The organism is Paraburkholderia xenovorans LB400 (assembly GCF_000013645.1).
Classification (GTDB): Bacteria; Pseudomonadota; Gammaproteobacteria; order Burkholderiales; family Burkholderiaceae; genus Paraburkholderia; species Paraburkholderia xenovorans.
Window position 1 is genome coordinate 1 of record NC_007953.1, and the last position, 17,567, is coordinate 17,567.

Sequence of the window (17,567 nt, forward strand, 5' to 3'; positions counted from 1 at the left end):
ACTGGCGTTCGCCTTTCACACCACGCTATTGCAGCGGTTGATAGCTTTTTCACGGGCTAGCGGCATGCTTTGCATCGTTAAACCCCCTTTACTGATTGTCCGTCCGCCCGCTATCGACCCCTTTCCGGTTACGTGTGCTCTCCCGCATTGAACCACAGGTTGAGGACGTACATCGCCCATCCTGGGGAACGCGTCCGGCAGTACCGCTGACGATGCCGAAGCGGCGACGAATACCGTTCATGGCATGTCTGCCATCTGCACGCCACCGGCTTGTCACGCAGCAAGGACTATAAAGTACCTGACACAAGGTCCTTGTCGTGCCCGGTCGCAGGACCGTTTTTTGCGGCTCCTTTTCACATTGCCGGCGGCGTCGCGTGCTGTTCCCACCGAAGCATCAGCACCGGGCCCATAGTTCGAACGAAGTGGAGTTGCTCGTGTTGTCTGCGTTGTTTGCATGCTCAGGAACCGGTGCGTTGATGTCGTGCATCGCCGGTCTGTTTGGATCGGCGGCGCAGCGATCGGCCGGCTCGGCGTGGCTGCTGTTCGCCGGATGCGGCGTGCTGCAGGTCGCCCTCAGCTATCTGTTCTGTACCCCGCTCGAACGGTTCTGGCCACTGTTGCGCTGGCCGGTCCGGCAACCGATGGCGACCGACATCGTCTACACGTTCATCGTCCGGATCGTACTTTTTCCGCTCGCCGCTTACTTCGAGTACGGACTCGTGAAAGCGCTGGTCGAGCGCTGGCTGCTCGCGCATCAGTGGCCGGTGCCGTCTTTGCTCACACGCATCGCGGACGTCGCGGGGACGCCGCTCGCCGGCTTCCTGATCGGGTTCGTGATACTCGACTGTGCCGATTACTGGCGGCACCGGATCTCGCATCGTCTGGGCTGGTGGTATGGGCTGCATACGCTACATCATGCCGAGCTGCAGATGACGTTCTGGTCTGACGACCGCTCGCACCTGCTCGAGGACATCATCACGTACGTGTGGCTTTTCGTCGTCGCGATCGCGATCGGGATGCCGGCGCTGCAGTTTCCGTTCGTGATTCTCGGGTTTCGTTTCGTTGGCAGCTTTGCGCACGCGAATACGCGCGCCCGCTACGGATGGCTAGGCGAGAGACTGCTGATCTCGCCGCAATTCCACCGCGCGCATCACTGCCCTGAGATTGCGAGGCGCAAGAGCTGTAATTTCGGCACCGTGTTGCCGTGGTGGGACATGCTGTTCGGCACCGCGAATTTTACCCACGACGCGCGCGAGACCGGAGACCCGACCGCAGATCAGATCATCGCAACGGGCAACTGGTGGCAGCAGCATGTGGGCGGCGTGCGCCGGATGATCCAGCTCGCGCGCAGGCGACGCCCGGCCCATTGAGCGGGAGACCCCGCGGTGCGATGGGTCCGGCGGTCACCGACGACGCACGCAACGCGAGCGTGCACTCTTGCGACAACCCTGATTTCGTCCGGAGCATGCCAATGGCGATTTCCCCCGAAGCCGAGAAGTCGAAAGTGATATCCACCCCCTGGACCGCCCGGATCCTGAACGTCGAAGCGTCGAATTCCGCCGATCTGCCCGCGGGCTGGCGCGATGCGTATCGCAGCTACCGCGAAACGCTCGACCGGCCGGATTATCCGTGCTTCTTCGGCCAGGCGGCCGAGCGCCGTGGCGAGATGTTCTACGCATTCGACGGCGAGCGTCCCGACGTTGCACGTATGACAATGCGGCGCTTCGTCGAGCTCGGGCGCGATGCGGCGCTCGCGCGCCATAGTCTCGCCATGTTCTGCACGCCGGACCCTGCGCTCGTGTCGCACGCCGAATTCTTGCGGCGCTTCTGGTACATACTGCGGCAACTGCACGAGGCCGACGACATGCCGATGCGGCCCGCCGATCCGGACGACCCGTTGTGGGAGTTCTCGTTCGGCGGTCGCAAGATGTTCGTGGTCGGCACCGGTCCGACCTATCGCCGGCGGCGCAGCCGTGTGGTCGGCAACGGGATCGTGTTGCTGTTCCAGCCGCGCGAGCTGTTCACCGACCCGACGACCGGCAAGCCAATCAGCGCCGAAGTGCGCCGCCAGATACATGCCAGGATGCTGGCGTACGACGCGATGCCGGTGCATCCGGACATTGGCTTTTACGGCGATCCGCGCAATCGGGAATGGAAGCAGTATTGTTTGCCCGACGACAATACGCCGGTTACCGGGCGTTGCCCGTTCGCCAGCCGCTGATTGCGTGCCGCAAGATTGCCTTTTCCTGGCAAAACGGACGTTCGAATGTTCGCGGGAGGGGGAAGGCAAAGGCAGCTTTTGCACCGATAGCCGCCGGGGTAGCTTTTGGCAGCCATGGAATCGGGATCAGCCAGAAATTTCTGGCCTGTTTTCCGTACGAAAAGCATCCAGGTCCGAGATGGCCGCTACCTGATCGAAATAGCCGGATTTCGTCCACCGTGCCGACCTGAAGACGAATGCCATGCCCGCCCGGATGTGCTTGCCAGGCTCCCTGTTCCCGCCTGCTCGCAGGCGGAACGGTGGGTCGTATCGGTGGGCCAATGAATATGGAAATTGCCACGACATCCGATTTTCTTATGCGCCGGATTTATTTTTCTGCCTCGACTTGATACGACCATCGCTTCGAAAATTCAACCCGGACGATATGTCGGCCGATCACACCAGGCAAGCCAACGGTCGGCCACGGAACTTACCGGGGATTCAGGCATGGAAGCGAGACAGAACACAAACCACCGCGAGCAGGTCACTAGCGATAAACGCTGGCAATTCTGGGTGGATCGCGGCGGCACATTTACAGACATAGTCGCGCGCAAGCCGGACGGCCAGCTCGTCACACATAAACTGCTGTCGGAGAACCCGGGGCGCTATAAGGACGCCGTTGTGCAGGGTATCCGCGATCTGCTCGGCCTCGGCGACGATGAAGCGCTGCCCCAGGAGCGCATTGAAGTCGTGAAAATGGGCACCACGGTTGCGACCAACGCGCTGCTCGAGCGCAAGGGCGCACGCACGCTGCTCGCCATTACACGTGGCTTTGCCGATCAGTTACGCATCGGCTATCAGGACCGCCCTGACATCTTCGCGCGCCACATCGAATTGCCGACGCAGATGTACGAGCGCGTCGTAGAACTCGACGAACGCATCGATGCTCACGGCGACGTGCTAACGCCGCTCGACGAAGCGGCTGCGGGTGCCGCGCTGCAGGAGGCGTGCAAGGCGGGCGTCACGTCGATTGCAATCGTCCTGATGCACGGCTACCGTTACCCGCAGCATGAGTTACGCGTGGCTGAACTCGCACGCGAAGCGGGCTTCACGCAAATTTCGGTTAGCCATCAGGTCAGCCCGTTGATGAAGCTTGTCGGGCGCGGGGATACCACCGTGGTCGACGCCTACCTGTCGCCGGTGCTGCGGGACTATGTGGATCGTGTGTCGCAGCACACCGGTAACGTCCCGCTGATGTTCATGCAGTCGAGCGGCGGTCTGGCCGAGGCCGCGCGTTTTCGCGGCAAGGACGCGATCCTGTCCGGTCCGGCGGGAGGCATCGTCGGCGCAGTAAAGACCTGTGAGGCGGTCGGTGAACGCAAGGTGATCGGCTTCGACATGGGCGGCACGTCAACCGATGTCGCGCATTACGACGGCGCGTATGAGCGCATCTTTGAAACGCAGGTGGCGGGCGTGCGCGTTCGCGCGCCGATGATGGACATCCACACGGTGGCGGCGGGCGGTGGCTCGATCTGCAGTTTCGAGAACGGCCGCTTCAAGGTAGGGCCCGAATCGGCTGGCGCGTATCCGGGACCGGCGTGCTATCGCAACGGCGGCCCCTTGACGGTAACCGACTGCAACGTGATGCTCGGTCGCGTGCAGGCGGAGCATTTCCCCTACGTGTTCGGTCCGAACGGCGACCAGCCGCTCGATGCGGACGTGGTGTGCCGCAAGTTCACTGAACTCGCTCTGCAGGTGCGGCGTGAAACCGGCCGCGAGATGAGCGCGGAAGCGGTGGCAGAAGGCTTCTTGACAGTCGCCGTCGACAACATGGCGCAGGCGATCAAAACGATTTCTGTGGAGCGCGGCCACGACGTCTCGGGCTACGCGATCTGCGCATTCGGCGGCGCGGGGGGGCAGCATGCGTGCGCAGTGGCGGAGGCACTCGGGATGCGGCGCATTCTGCTGCATCCGTTCGCCGGCGTGCTCTCCGCTTTCGGCATGGGCCTCGCGGATTTGCGCGTGCTGCGCGAGCGCGCAGTCGAAGCGCCGCTCGACGCCGTATCCGTTGCGTCACTCGCGCAACCTTACGATGCGCTCGAACAGGACGCGCTCGGCGAAATTCTCGCGCAGCGTATTCCGCGCGAACGGGCTCATGTGACACGCGCCGCCCGCCTGAAGTATCAGAACACCGATTCGACGCTCGAGGTGCCGTTTGGCGATGCTTGCGTGATGCGCGACGCGTTCGAAACGCTGCATCGCAAGCGCTATGGCTTTGTGATGGCTAACAAGTCGCTGATCGTCGAATCGATCGTGGTCGAAGCGGTGGGTCTGACCGAATCGCCGACATTGCAACGCGCGGCACCGCGCGTCGCGAATACGGCGCCGGCGGATGCGCAAGTGACGATGTTCGTCGGCGGTCGCGCAAAACGCGTGCCGCTGCAGGTTCGTCGGGAGCTGGCGATGGGCTCGCGGATCGACGGCCCGGCACTGATTACCGAGGAGATTTCGACCATCGTGCTGCAACCGGGCTGGTCCGCCACCGTGCTGGAAGACGGCACGCTGCGTCTGGACCGTCTCGCGGATACGGCCACGGACGCTGCCCAACGGGCCGCACAAGCGATCACGACAGCGCGTCATCCCGTGCATCTGGAGATCTTCAACAACGTCTTCATGTCGATCGCGCAACAGATGGGCGTGACACTCGAAAAGACCTCGTACTCCGTCAACATGAAGGAGCGCCTCGACTTTTCATGCGCGATTTTCGATCCCGCGGGCGGCCTGATCGCGAATGCGCCGCACATTCCCGTACACCTCGGCTCGATGAGCGACAGCGTGCTGAGCGTGATCCGCGAGCACGGCGCGACGATGCAGCGCGGCGATGTGTACATGCTGAACGTGCCGTACAACGGCGGTACGCATTTGCCCGACATCACCGTCGTCATGCCGGTTTATGGCGACGACGGCGCGCTGTTGTTCTACGTCGCGGCGCGCGGCCATCATGGTGACGTCGGCGGTATCACACCCGGTTCCATGCCGCCGAACAGCACGAGTATCGAAGAAGAGGGGGTGCTGCTCGACAACGTCAAAATCGTCGAAGCCGGTACGTTTCTCGAGATGCCGGTACGGGCATTGTTTTCGGCCGGTGAATATCCGAGCCGCAACGTCGATCAGAACATTGCGGACCTGACCGCGCAGATTGCAGCGTGCGAATGCGGCGCGACTGAATTGCTGCGTACGGTATCGCGCTATGGGGCCGATGTGGTGCTCGCTTACATGGGCCATGTGCAGGACAACGCAGAAGAAGCGGTGCGCGCCGCGATCGCCGCACTCGGCGACGGCGAGTTCGCTTACGAAATGGACGACGGCGCGGTGATTCGCGTCAAGGTATCGATCGATCACGCGCGCCGTCAGGCCCGCGTGGACTTCACGGGCACGAGCGAACAGCGGGTGACCAACTTCAATGCGCCCCGCTCCGTCTGCAAGGCCGCAGTCCTGTATGTGTTCCGCACGCTGCTCACCGACGGCATTCCGATGAACGAGGGTGTGTTGCGCCCCATCGACATCGTCATACCGCACGGCTCGATGCTGAACCCGGTTTATCCGGCAGCGGTCGTCGCGGGCAACGTCGAGGTATCGCAGTCGATCACCGACGCGCTATACGGCGCGCTGAAGGTGATGGCCGGTTCGCAGGGCACGATGAACAACTTCACGTTTGGCGACGAAGCGCAGCAGTACTACGAGACCATCGCCGGCGGATCCGGTGCGGGGCGCACCCATCCGGGCACGTCGGCGGTGCAGACGCATATGACCAACTCGCGGATGACCGACCCTGAGGTGATCGAATGGCGTTTCCCGGTGATCGTCGAAGAGCACGCGATCCGCGCCGGGAGCGGTGGATCGGGCCGTCAGCCGGGCGGCGACGGCGCGGTGCGGCGCATCCGCTTTCGCCAGACGATGACCGCGAACATTCTGGCGAATCGCCGTCGCGTGGCGCCTTTCGGTCTTGCCGGCGGCGAGAACGGTCAGGTTGGGCGCAACTGGATCGTACGGGCGAACGGCAACGTCGAACTGTTCGGCGCGACGCATACGACCACCGTTCAACCCGGCGACGTGTTCGTCATCGAAACCCCCGGTGGAGGCGGATACGGTCGCGTGGAGTAAAAGCCTCGACGCACCATGCTGGCCGTCCCGCCACCTGCAGCGGGACGTTTTTCACCGCTCTCTGGAGATCTGTCCATGCAATCCGCAGTGAATCTATACCCGCTGTTCGGCGTCGTGGTGATTGTCGCCGGTTTTCTGCTGCGCTTTAATCCCATGCTGATCGTGACCGTCGCGGCTATCATTACCGGCCTCGCCGCGCACTTTCCGGTTGACCGGATCCTCATCGCCATCGGTAGCGGTTTCGTGAAGACACGCGTGATCCCGCTGATTATCCTGTTTCCGCTTGCCGTGATCGGGTTGCTTGAACGGCACGGGCTGCGTGAACGGGCCCAGACATGGATCGGCGGCATCCGTGCCGCGACCCCGGGACGTCTGCTAATTGCGTATCTTTTCGTTCGCGAGATCACGGCGGCGCTCGGCTTGACCGGGCTCGGCGGTCATCCGCAGATGGTCCGGCCGCTCGTTGCGCCTATGGCCGAGGGTGCGGCGCTGGCACGCTTCGGAAAGTTACGCGACCCCGCTCGTTTCCGGCTGCGAGCGTTCGCTGCCGCCACGGATAACGTCGGCCTGTTTTTCGGCGAGGACATTTTCGTCGCATTCGGCGCTATCGTGCTGATGGTGACGTTCCTGAAGGAAACAGGCATTGTCGTCGAGCCGATGCGCGTCGCGCTGTGGGGCATGCCGACCGCACTCGCCGCGTTCCTTGTGCACAGTTTCCGGCTGTACCGGCTCGACGGCTGGCTAGGTCGCCACGCGGCGGCAGATGAAGACGCGGCCAGCGCAAATGAGCCTTCGGTGGATGCGCCCGGCAACCCGCGCCGCGACGGCGTGGTCGGCGCGGGACAAGGAGAACAGGCATGATTCTCTCGCTCAACGTGCTTTTCTGGCTGCTCGGTATTCTGCTGGTTGTGATCGGCGGCCTGATTGTCGGCGATCGCGCGCATCCGAAGCGTTTCTTCGCCGGCGGCTTCTGGATTGTCTACGGGCTGATCTTTCTCGTGGGTGACAGGCTGCCGGCCGATGTGGTTGGCGTGCTCGTCGTCGCAATGGCGCTGGTGGCCGGTTTTGGCGGCGTCGTCGGCGCCAGACCCAGGCTGCGCTCCGACGACGAACGTCGTGCGAGCGCGCAGCGTCTCGGTAACCAGCTGTTCCTGCCGGCCCTGACCATTCCGTTCGTCACGGTGATCGGCACGCTCCTCACGCCGCATCTGGTATTTGGCGGCATTGCGTTGATCGATCCGAAGAACGCGACGCTGGTCTCCTTTGGCGTGGGCTGTGTTGTTGCATTGGTACTGGCTTGCCGGCTGACGCGCGACACGCTCGGCCAGGCGGTCAAGGAAGCGCGGCGCCTGGTCGATTCGTTGTCTTGGGCGGTCGTGCTGCCGCAAATGCTCGGCATGCTCGGGCTGGTGTTCGCCGATGCAGGTGTCGGCAAGGCGGTCGCGCATCTGACCACCTCCTATATCGATCTCGATTATCGCTTCGTCGCGGTGGTGGTTTACTGCGCCGGCATGGCACTTTTCACGATCATCATGGGTAACGGCTTTGCGGCCTTTCCGGTCATGACGGGCGGCGTCGGCGTGCCGGTGCTGATCGGCGTGTTTCATGGCAATCCGGCGCCGATGGTGGCAATCGGGATGTTTTCCGGCTACTGCGGCACCCTTCTCACGCCCATGGCCGCGAACTACAACATTGTGCCCGCGGCGCTGCTCGAACTGCCCGACAAGTATGGCGTGATCCGCGCGCAGGTGCCTACCGCGCTTGTCCTGCTGGTCATCAACATTTTTTTGTTGAACACTCTGATGTACATATAGATATAACGTGAGGCGCGACGGTGCAGCACGCGCAGGCCGGCTTGCGAGATGCAATGTCGGCCTTTTGGCCTTTTCGATTGACGACGGGGTGTAATGTGAATCTGAAATTCCTTGAGACCTTCATCTGGGTAGCGAAGCTGCGCAGTTTCAGCCTTGCAGCCGACAAGCTGCATTCGACCCAGGCGGCCATTTCGAGCCGCATTTCAGTGCTGGAGCAGGAACTCGGCGCCAAGCTGTTCACGCGCGAGCCAAAGGGCGTCGCGCTTACGCGTGCAGGCGAGCGTGTGCTGCAGCATGCGGAACAGGTCAACGAATCCATGACCCGGCTCTACGCATCGCTGCAGGACGAGAAATTCGCGTTTGGCACCATCCGTATCGGTGCCATGGACAGCGCGATTCACTCGTGGTTCGTCAATTTTGTGTCTGACGTGATGCACTATTACCCGAACCTCGACATCGAAGTGACGTCGGAAACGGCGCTGAATCTGAACGAGCAGCTCCGCCGCGGAATGCTCGACATGGTGATCCAGACAGACATGCTGCGCGACGAGACGATCCGCAGCATTGAGGTGCTCGAACTGTCTATGGGATGGGTAGCGGCGGCGAATTCTCCAATCGTTTCTCAGGAGGCGTACGACACGCCCACCGCTGCGTTGCGGGGCCTTGGCCGCGAACGCCTGATTACCTATTCACGCCATTCGCGTCCCCATCAGGACTTGCTGCGGTTGATGCAGTCGTACGGCATCGGCGAATCGCGCGTGAGCTGCGTGAACTCGGTGGCGGCGATGATCCAGTTGACGCAGGCGGGCTTCGGCGTTGCCGCGATGCCGCCCGCCCTGGTTCCCGAATTGCTGAACAGCGGCGTGCTACGTCAGCTCGAGGGACTCGAAGCGCCGCCGCCCTTGCCATTCGTCATTGCATGGCGTTCGGGCACAAACTGGACCGAACGGCTCGTCGAGGTGGCCGTCGAGACAGTGAGCAAATACGCCGCTCGACTGGGTCAAGACGCAGCCCGGCTGGTGGTCTGAGCCAGAACTGCGACGCCTTCAAGTCGTGCACCTCAGCGTATCAATTTTCGTTATACGGCCAATTTAATTTTCTTGTTCGACCTGCGAAACGCAGTGCATAAGAATCGCTCTTGCTCGGGGACATGACACACACGTCAGTGAGGCCATGGAGCACAGGGTGCGGTTCGGGTAGCGGGAGCCACCCACGCTGCAAAGAGGTAGCCGCGCGTTCGGTCTGTGATTGCGGCTCAGACAGTCCAATAAGGAATCCATATGAAAAAGCTCATATTCGGGGCGAGCGTCGCATTGATGTGCTCAGGTGCGTACGCGCAATCGAGTGTCACCTTGTATGGTTTGATCGACGAAGCCATACGTTTTCAGACCTCTGGCTCGGGCAATACGCTCGGCATGAACGAAGGAGCGATCAACGGCAACCGTTTCGGCCTGAAAGGCAAGGAAGATCTGGGTGGCGGCTCGTATGCGATCTTCCAGCTCGAATCCGGGTTTAACGTCGCTAACGGCAAGTTCGACCAGCAATCGCAACTATTCGGCCGCTTTGCGTGGGTGGGATTGCAAAACGACACCTACGGCACGCTGAAGGCTGGCCGCCAGTATGGTGGCATCTATAACTTCTACGCATTCAATTTTGATCCAATCGGCGGCGGCAACATCAACGCTACCGACTGGTCTCTCTTCCTTACCGGAATCCGCTTCGACAATACGGTCGAATACGACAATCGCTTCGGCCCGGTGGCGCTGCAGGTTCAGCACTCGTTCGGCGGACAGGCAGGCAGTGCCTCGAGCGGCAGCACCACGACGGCGTCGCTGATCTACAACTTCAATGGCGGCAAGGTGGGGGTTGACGGCGCCGAATCGAAAGACGGGACGGGTCACAAACTGCTGGTCGGCTCGGCGGGCGGCACGTACGCGTGGGGCCCGGTGGGCCTGTATCTATACGGGATCAATGCACGCCGCGATGCCGGCTTCTCGGTGGCGGCCACCAACAGCGGCCTGCCACTGTCGAATACGAACCTCATCAGCAACGCAACCACGGCGTTCGGTCCGCAAACGAAGGCTCGCGACGACATGTTCGTCCGTGCGGGCGTGACGTATCAGGCTGCCCCGCAATGGAAGTTGACCGCCTCGTATGCGTACGACCATGCGAACAATGTCGCACCAGGGCAGAACGGCACGATCCAGACGGTCTACGGCATCGTCGACTATCTGCTGAGCAAGCGGACTGACGTCTACCTCGAGGTGGACCACAGCCACCTGGCCGGCGCGTCGATCGACGATCCGAACGGTCCGCTGACATTCGGCGGGAAGGCGAACAACTTCGGCGCGGGCTTGAGTCTGCGCACGCTGTTCTAGTCGCCACGTGCTGGCGCTCGTGGGTTACGAGCGCCAGCGTGGGACGTCCCACCCAAGGCTTTGTGCTGACGGGCGCAGCACCCCGTCTTTTCCAATGTGTATATGCCCGTCGGGGCTCCGCAAGGTAGGCCACTGGAGCTAGCGCGACGAGGGAGGATGAATGAGTCAACTTCCTGCCAGTCTGCCGGATTCGATCTCCGGTCTGGCGCCGACGGTCGCTACCGCCCACGCCGCGTCTGCACGCACTCTGCGCACCAGCAACACGGCTAGACTCTGGCTTGCGGTGCGCACGGCACTCGCTCCGTCGACCCGCATGAGCGGGAGACGCATCCGCGGGCTGATCGAGGATTTACGCATGGCCAGCACGCGCATAGGCGTCGAAGCGGCACGGCTGGGTCAATGCATTGCGACGACGAGCGGCCTCGTGCGCGAACAGCGCGAACTGGCGAATGCGGCGGAAACGCGTAGCGTCACCGTGGCGCAAGCAGTTGCGGGCGCACGCAGGCATGTCGACACCGTCTGTCACGAGACGGCCAACAATCTGCTCGTCATTCAGGATGTGCATCGCGATCTGACCGGCGTGTCGACGCTCAACCACACGACCAGCGAACGCCTCGGCGACGTTGTGCAGGGCATCGGCACGCTGCAACGGCGCACCACCAGGATTCGCGACGTGGTGCAGTTGATCGAGGGCGTGTCGGCGCAGACCAAACTGCTTGCAATCAACGCGTCGATCGAAGCGGCGCGCGCGGGCGTAGCGGGGCGCGGCTTCGCAGTGGTTGCCGCCGAGGTCAAGCTGCTAGCCCAGCGCGTGCAGGACGCGAATCGGTCGATCTCCGACATCGCCAAACAGACGATGACGGACATTGATGTGTTGCGCGGCCAGATCGAGCATGTCCATACGGACAGCGGCAATTGCACACAGGTAATCGAGCGAAGCGTGCGGCATTTCGTGGAGGTGGTGAAGGCGCTGGAATCGACCGACCACAACATGGCGCTCGTCGGTCGTGCCTTCGAGGAGATTTATCACGCGAACATTGCGCTGTCCAGCCAGATCCGCGATATCAACTTACGCTCGGCTGGAGTGGTCGATGCGATGACCACCGCACAAACGAGCAGCGGCGTGCTGCGCGACGAGACGGAGAATCTGCACGGCATTGGGTCGACACTCCCGGTGCGTGGCAGCGCGCACGACAGCTTGCTGGCGGATGTCGAAGCGTTTCGCGACAGAGTGCAGCGCTATCTGGATGACGCCGCGCGCAGTGGACTAGACGTCTTCGACCAGTGCTACCGCGAGGTGCCTGGTACTTCGCCGCAGAAGTACACGACGTCTTACGACGAGGCGGTCGAGGCCGAGTTGCAGCGTTTGTTCGACGCGATGCTTGAGGCAAGGCCGGAACTGATCTTCGCCGTCGCGTACGACTCGAACTGTTATATGGCGGCTCATCACCGGCGCTTCTCGGCGCCGTTGACAGGCGATCCGCAAACCGATTTGCGCGCGAGCCGCCATAAACGCATTTTCGCGGACGATACCGGCAAACGGTCGGCGACGTTTCGTGGCCACCATCTGTTGCAAACTTATCTGCGCGATACCGGCGAGGTCGCCTGCGTGTTTTCGATGCCCATCACGATCGGTGGACGTCATTGGGGATGCGTACGGGTCGCGTTCGAGCCGCAGTTGCTGCTAGATGCCTAAGCGCAATCGGCCCGCCCACTTTCCGGCAGCGACGCCATTCTCCCGGCGGCGTCATGGATGATCAACTGCACGCGACCCGCAGCGGCCACCCGGCCAGCTCATCGGAACGGCCAGGCGTCAGCTATCAGCGAACCTTCGACACGTCCCCTCGCGCTCTAGCCATGAACGGAACAGCATGACCCGTTCATCGCCGAACTTCGCATCCGGAACGTAAGTGCAATAGCTGCGCGACGGCAGGCGAGGACCGGCGAACGGCGCGGCGAGCCGGCCAGCGGCGAGATCGGCCGATACCAGCGCAGTCGGCCCCATCGCGATGCCGATTCCGTCGATGGCAGCCTGCAAGGTCAGATAGAAGTGGTCGAAGGTCAACGTGGCAGCCGGCCTCAGGGCAGGAATCTGTGCGCTCGCCAGCCAGTCGGGCCAAAGCCGGGGAAGACTCGAAGTGTGCAGCAACGTGTGTTGCTGCAGGTCGCCTGGCGATCGAAGCGGCACTCGCTGCAAAAGCGCCGGACTACAGACCGGAAGCCTTTCCTCGGACAGGAAAGGCCGCATCGAGTAGCCATAGAACGTGTCCGGACCGCCCCGGATGACGATGTCATAGTCTTCTTTCAGACTTTCCAGCGGCCTGTTCGACGTCTCCACGTTGACGTCCACATCGGGATGGGCAGCGCGAAATTTCGCCAGTCTCGGCACCAGCCAGCGCAACGTGAAGGTCGCGGGCGCGTTCACGGACAGTGTCCGGGAGACCGTTTCGGCCACACCATATCTCGCGGTTGCCTGCGAGAGTCGCTCGAACAAGGGGCCGATTTCCTCCAGATAAACCTTCGCCGCCGGAGTCAGTGTCACGCGCCGGTTGTACCGGTCAAACAACGATGCGCCAAGCCACTCCTCGAGCAGGCGCACGTGCTGGCTCACCGCGCCGTGAGTCACGTGCAGTTCCGCGGCGGCTTCCTTGAAACTGCCGAGCCGGCCCGCAGCCTCGAAGGCCCGCAAGGCATTGAGCGGGGGCAATATCCGTTTCATTTGAAGAGTTTATCTAACGCGATTTGTCAATTTATCTGGTTTGTTCGCGCGCTTCAAGATAGATATCCTTCTTATTGCACCACGAATGAAATCTTCCGATCCCTTTCCGACCCGAACCGCATGCTCAGTTACACCGGCGGCACCGTGCTCTTCGCTGCGTTGCTCCACGCGAGCTGGAACGCGATGCTGCATGGCAACCGCGACCGGTTCCTGTCCATGACGTGGATGAGCATCGCCATCGCGGTGGTCGCCACGCTCGTCGTCCTGTCCACGCCCTGGCCGGCCAGCGCCGCGTGGCCTTGCATCGTCGCATCGGGGCTCGTGCATATCCTCTACAACGTAAGCCTCGTGCGCTCGTATCGCCGCAATAATCTGGCGCAGGCGTATCCGATCGCGCGGGGTTCATCGCCGCTGCTCGTCACGCTCGGCGCCGCCCTCTTCGCGCATGAGGCGATCGGCCCGTTGCACGCTCTCGGGATCGCCATGATCTCGGGCGGCATCATCGCGATCGCGCTGCAGGGGCGGCGCGTGTCGCGCGCGGGCGCGCTCACCGCGCTGACGACCGGCGCGACGATCGCGCTCTATACCGTGATCGACGGCATCGGCGTGAGGTTGTCCAACGGCCAGCCGCTCACCTACACCGCGTGGATGTTCCTGTTCTATTGGCTGATGCCGGTGCTGTTCGTCGCGGTGCGCGGGCTCGCGCCGCTATGGACGCCGGTACGTGCTGAGCCGCTGTCGGTCGGCTCGTCGCTCGTCGGCGGCCTGGTTTCGATCGCGGCGTATGGCATCGTGATCTGGGCGCTGCAGTCGGGCGCGATGGGCGCAGTCTCGGCGTTGCGCGAGACCAGCGTGGTGTTCGCGGTGCTGATCGGGCGGGTGTTTCTGCGGGAGGCGGTCAGTGGCACACGCTGGCTCGCCTGCATGGTCGTCGCGGCCGGAGCGGTCTGTCTGGGGCTTTGACAGATCAGACGCGCGTCGGACCTGGCGGGAAAAGCGGTGGAACGCCGGTCTCAGCCTGAATCATCATCTCACCACCACCTGGAGGTTCGTTAAATGGATACCGTCTCGCAGGCCCCGTTGATTCTGATAACGGGCGGAGGCCGTGGCATAGGCGCGGCGACTGCGCGGCTTGCTGCCGCACAAGGTTACGATGTAGCGATAAGCTTCGTCTCCAACGAGTCTGCCGCCCTTGCGGTGGCGGCCGATGTGGAGGCTGTCGGGCGCCGGGCTTTACCCATGCGCGCGGACAGCGCCGATCCGGAGCAGGTCGCTCAGCTATTCGCCGCGCTCGACCGGCAGTTCGGCCGGCTCGATGTGCTGGTGAATAACGCCGCGATCATTGCACAGCAGTCCCGGCTGGAGGATCTCGGATTCGAGCGGCTGCAGCGTATTTTCGCGGTCAACTCGATCGGCCCTATCCTCTGTGCGCAGCAGGCGGTGAAGCGGATGTCGCGTCGTCACAATGGTCGCGGGGGCGCCGTGATCAACATCTCATCGGCATCGGCCCAGCTCGGCAGTCCAAACGAATATGTCGACTATGCTGCCTCGAAGGGTGCTCTTGAGACATTCACTACCGGTTTTGCCAAAGAAGTCGCGCGGGATGGGATACGCGTCAACTGCATTCGCGCCGGGCACATCTACACCGACATGCATGCCAGTGGCGGCGAGCCGGGACGGGTGGATCGCGTCAAAGACTCGATCCCCATGGGAAGAGGCGGCCAACCTGAAGAGGTCGCGCGGGCGATCCTGTGGCTAGCGGGCGCCGAGGCGTCCTTCATCACCGGCACGTTCCTCGATGTCACTGGCGGCAAGTGAACAACACGGTGCGGCGATGGAGGCGATGCTCCGCGCGAACGGCCTTGGACCGTCGTCTTCCCCCGGCGGCCGAACAGGCGCAGGCCCGAAGTCTGACGATCGTGCTCCCGGCATATTCGGTTGAGCCGCTGGCGGTTCGTATGCTGTTGCGCGCTCAGGCTCCGCGGGCTGGTGCCGTTCGCGACTTCGTCGACCAAGCCGTGCCGCTTCTGCGAGGCCGTTTTGCAGAGGCTCGCGCGCACCGGCGTCCGCGCTTCGCAAAACGGTCGGCTCAACGCCACTGCTCGTTGCAGCGTGATCTTCACGGTGTTATAAAGCCGTGTCGGAAAAGGCAGACTTGGTTTGGTAAGCCCAAGTCCTTTCGGTAACGAAAGCTCTGGTCTTTGGCCTCGTGCATGAGATCCCCACGACGAACCTCGGACGCAAAGGCGTCCAGTCGTTCGTCCGTGCGGCTCTCAACTTGAGAAACGCTCCGTTCGAACCTTGACAATGGAGTCATTCATGCACAGCCATCATCAACATATCTACGACGTCGTCATTGCCGGAGCCGGTCCTGTCGGCCTGTTTCTCGCCTGCGAACTGCGCCTGCTGGACCTCTCGGTCCTGGTGCTGGAGCGAGCCGAAGATCCCCACTCGCCGTTGAAGCGCCTCCCTTTCGGAATGCGCGGCCTTTCGGCGGCCACCCTTGAAGCCTTCTACCGTCGCGGGTTGCTGGTCGAGCTGATCGCGGCGCAGCGTGCGAATGACGGCGCGGGCAAGACCGGCGCGGCCGCGCATTGGATGCATCAGCCGCGCCGGCCAGCCGGCCACTTCGCGGGCATCCAGTTCTATCACGACGACATCGACAGCTCGAAGTGGCCGTATCGCCTGCCCAGCCCGGCCGACACCAGCATGGCTGTCGAATTGGAGACGCTCGAAACCGTGCTCGCCCGCCGAGCCAGCGCGATGGGAGCAGAAATTCGGCGCGGCTTCAGTGTCGACGATTTTCTCGCGTCAGACGCCGACGTGACCGTTCGCGCAGGTGGAGAGACCTTTCGTGGACGCTGGCTTGTCGGGTGCGATGGCGGACGCAGTACGATACGCAACGCAGGTGGCTTCGAATTCTTCGGCACCGATCCTGAGTTCACAGGTTATTCCGCCGAAGTCGAGATGGCCGATCCGCAAGCGCTACGCGCCGGGCGGCACTACACCCCGACAGGCACGTACACCTACACGCGACCGGGCACGATCGCGATGGTCGAATTCGACGGCGGTGCTTTTCACCGGATTCAGCCAATCACGCTGGAACATGTGCAGGCCGTGTTGCGCCGCGTGTCCGGCATAGACCTCACCCTCACAGGGCTTCACCTTGCCACCACCTGGACGGATCGCGCCTGCCAGGCGACGGCGTATCGCAAAGGACGGGTGCTACTCGCGGGCGACGCCGCGCACATCCATTCGCCGCTGGGCGGTCAGGGGCTCAACCTCGGGCTCGGCGACGCGCTGAACCTCGGTTGGAAGCTGGCGTCCACGATCCGTGGCGACGCGCCGGCCGGCCTGCTCGACAGTTACCAGGTAGAGCGGCATCCGGTCGGAGCGCAGGTGCTCGACTGGTCGCGCGCGCAGGTCGCACTCATGCGACCTACCCAAAGCACCCGCGCGCTCGAAGCCATCGTCCGGGATCTCATCCAGACCCGCGATGGCGCGACGTATTTCGCCGGGCGCGTGTGGGGTATCTCGCTCCGCTACGAGCTTGGCGGCAGTCATCCGCTGGCAGGTCGCAGCGTTCCCGACTTCGAATTCGCCGACGGAACGAACTGCGGCAATCTGCTGCGCGAAGGGAAGGGCCTGTTGCTGGATTTCGATACGAACGCATCGCTGCAGTCGCTCGCGAACCACTGGCGAGATCGGGTCACCTATGCCGCGGGCGAGGTCAGGGATCGACTAGGCCTGCGCGCTGTACTGGTGCGTCCCGACGGGTTCGTCGCCTGGGCCAGTGAAGCCACTCCCGACAATGAAGAGGCGGCGCAGATCATATCGCGATGGTTCGGCGAGCCTGAGGACCGGGTTGGCTCCGCCTAGCTGCTCAGGAAGGTCTTTCGGGAAGTAGTTTTCTCCCGCTGCGTAGCCGTCCGGTTCGTCATGCGCGTAGCGGTAGCCCTTCTTGTAGCCGAAATCCTTCATGGGTTGCATGAGGCGCATTGCGCAAATACATGGGCACTGCACGCGTGCGGTCGGTGCGCACGAATGACAGCGCCTGATGCCACGCGACGCTGACCGCATTCGACTTCGGCGCTACCGCCACGTAGACAAGGGTTTGGCCGAGTGCGGCCGGTGGGCGTCGAGCGCGAGCCGGAGCGGTTTGCCCGCGCCACGAAGATGGCTTCGCGATGAGGGCCGGCGCGGGAAAATGGTCTGGGCCGACTGCGCCCGGCATTTCTGCGGTTCCTGAATTCTGCGCGGGAACGGGTAGCCCGCCGCCGACTTTCATCGGT

12 protein-coding genes and 1 pseudogene are annotated in these 17,567 nt (G+C 62.8%); 11 read left to right on the forward strand and 2 right to left on the reverse strand.

The features are described from left to right. Window positions 1-476 precede the first annotated feature (476 nt). The 8 genes from BXE_RS36765 to BXE_RS36800 all read left to right on the forward strand — a co-directional run bounded on the left by BXE_RS36765 (window position 477) and on the right by BXE_RS36800 (window position 12,252). Window positions 477-1,370, forward strand: coding sequence for a sterol desaturase family protein (locus BXE_RS36765; RefSeq protein WP_011493189.1), 894 nt, complete (start codon window positions 477-479; stop codon window positions 1,368-1,370). A gap of 101 nt (window positions 1,371-1,471) precedes the next feature. Beyond that, on the forward strand, window positions 1,472-2,221 hold the full coding sequence (locus BXE_RS36770) for a YqcI/YcgG family protein (RefSeq protein WP_011493190.1): 750 nt from the start codon (window positions 1,472-1,474) through the stop codon (window positions 2,219-2,221). A 486-nt stretch (window positions 2,222-2,707) separates the two neighbouring features. Further along, complete coding sequence (locus tag BXE_RS36775) at window positions 2,708-6,364, forward strand: hydantoinase B/oxoprolinase family protein (RefSeq protein ID WP_011493192.1); 3,657 nt, start codon at window positions 2,708-2,710, stop codon at window positions 6,362-6,364. A 75-nt stretch (window positions 6,365-6,439) separates the two neighbouring features. Further along, window positions 6,440-7,225 carry a DUF969 domain-containing protein gene (locus tag BXE_RS36780; protein ID WP_011493193.1) on the forward strand — a complete coding sequence of 262 codons (786 nt, stop codon included), beginning with the start codon at window positions 6,440-6,442 and terminating at the stop codon, window positions 7,223-7,225. Then, a complete protein-coding gene (locus BXE_RS36785) occupies window positions 7,222-8,178 on the forward strand; it encodes a DUF979 domain-containing protein (RefSeq protein WP_011493194.1) in 957 nt (318 codons plus the stop codon). The genes BXE_RS36780 and BXE_RS36785 overlap by 4 nt, the downstream gene beginning before the upstream one ends. Before the next feature lie 95 nt (window positions 8,179-8,273). Then, window positions 8,274-9,206, forward strand: coding sequence for a LysR family transcriptional regulator (locus tag BXE_RS36790; protein ID WP_040123596.1), 933 nt, complete (start codon window positions 8,274-8,276; stop codon window positions 9,204-9,206). A gap of 252 nt (window positions 9,207-9,458) precedes the next feature. Then, entirely contained in the window at window positions 9,459-10,556 is a 1,098-nt protein-coding gene (locus BXE_RS36795) for a porin (protein WP_011493196.1), read from the forward strand. A gap of 160 nt (window positions 10,557-10,716) precedes the next feature. Continuing rightward, the gene (locus BXE_RS36800) at window positions 10,717-12,252 is read left to right on the forward strand and encodes a methyl-accepting chemotaxis protein (RefSeq protein ID WP_011493197.1); all 1,536 of its coding nucleotides are present in this window, start codon (window positions 10,717-10,719) and stop codon (window positions 12,250-12,252) included. A 117-nt stretch (window positions 12,253-12,369) separates the two neighbouring features. On the opposite strand, the gene gcvA is transcribed toward BXE_RS36800, so the two are convergent. After that, the gene (gcvA, locus tag BXE_RS36805) at window positions 12,370-13,275 is read right to left on the reverse strand and encodes a transcriptional regulator GcvA (protein WP_011493198.1); all 906 of its coding nucleotides are present in this window, start codon (window positions 13,273-13,275) and stop codon (window positions 12,370-12,372) included. A gap of 120 nt (window positions 13,276-13,395) precedes the next feature. On the opposite strand from gcvA, the gene BXE_RS36810 reads away from it, so the two are divergent. The 3 genes from BXE_RS36810 to BXE_RS36820 all read left to right on the forward strand — a co-directional run bounded on the left by BXE_RS36810 (window position 13,396) and on the right by BXE_RS36820 (window position 17,154). After that, window positions 13,396-14,238, forward strand: coding sequence for a DMT family transporter (locus tag BXE_RS36810; protein ID WP_011493199.1), 843 nt, complete (start codon window positions 13,396-13,398; stop codon window positions 14,236-14,238). A 93-nt stretch (window positions 14,239-14,331) separates the two neighbouring features. Further along, window positions 14,332-15,093 carry an SDR family oxidoreductase gene (locus tag BXE_RS36815; protein WP_011493200.1) on the forward strand — a complete coding sequence of 254 codons (762 nt, stop codon included), beginning with the start codon at window positions 14,332-14,334 and terminating at the stop codon, window positions 15,091-15,093. Between the two features lie 501 nt (window positions 15,094-15,594). Then, the gene (locus BXE_RS36820; protein ID WP_011493201.1) at window positions 15,595-17,154 is read left to right on the forward strand and encodes an FAD-dependent monooxygenase; all 1,560 of its coding nucleotides are present in this window, start codon (window positions 15,595-15,597) and stop codon (window positions 17,152-17,154) included. Here BXE_RS36820 and BXE_RS48340 read toward each other — a convergent pair. Then, a pseudogene (locus BXE_RS48340) lies at window positions 17,155-17,401 on the reverse strand (recombination factor protein RarA); the annotation flags it as partial. Between the last annotated feature and the right edge of the window lie 166 nt (window positions 17,402-17,567).

Coding starts and splice junctions, on each gene's coding strand:
- gcvA (WP_011493198.1), bottom strand. CDS start 13,275: ATGAAACGGATATTGCCCCCGCTCAATGCCTTGCGGGCCTTCGAGGCT.
- BXE_RS36770 (WP_011493190.1), top strand. CDS start 1,472: ATGGCGATTTCCCCCGAAGCCGAGAAGTCGAAAGTGATATCCACCCCC.
- BXE_RS36810 (WP_011493199.1), top strand. CDS start 13,396: ATGCTCAGTTACACCGGCGGCACCGTGCTCTTCGCTGCGTTGCTCCAC.
- BXE_RS36785 (WP_011493194.1), top strand. CDS start 7,222: ATGATTCTCTCGCTCAACGTGCTTTTCTGGCTGCTCGGTATTCTGCTG.
- BXE_RS36800 (WP_011493197.1), top strand. CDS start 10,717: ATGAGTCAACTTCCTGCCAGTCTGCCGGATTCGATCTCCGGTCTGGCG.
- BXE_RS36765 (WP_011493189.1), top strand. CDS start 477: ATGTCGTGCATCGCCGGTCTGTTTGGATCGGCGGCGCAGCGATCGGCC.
- BXE_RS36775 (WP_011493192.1), top strand. CDS start 2,708: ATGGAAGCGAGACAGAACACAAACCACCGCGAGCAGGTCACTAGCGAT.
- BXE_RS36795 (WP_011493196.1), top strand. CDS start 9,459: ATGAAAAAGCTCATATTCGGGGCGAGCGTCGCATTGATGTGCTCAGGT.
- BXE_RS36820 (WP_011493201.1), top strand. CDS start 15,595: ATGCACAGCCATCATCAACATATCTACGACGTCGTCATTGCCGGAGCC.
- BXE_RS36815 (WP_011493200.1), top strand. CDS start 14,332: ATGGATACCGTCTCGCAGGCCCCGTTGATTCTGATAACGGGCGGAGGC.
- BXE_RS36780 (WP_011493193.1), top strand. CDS start 6,440: ATGCAATCCGCAGTGAATCTATACCCGCTGTTCGGCGTCGTGGTGATT.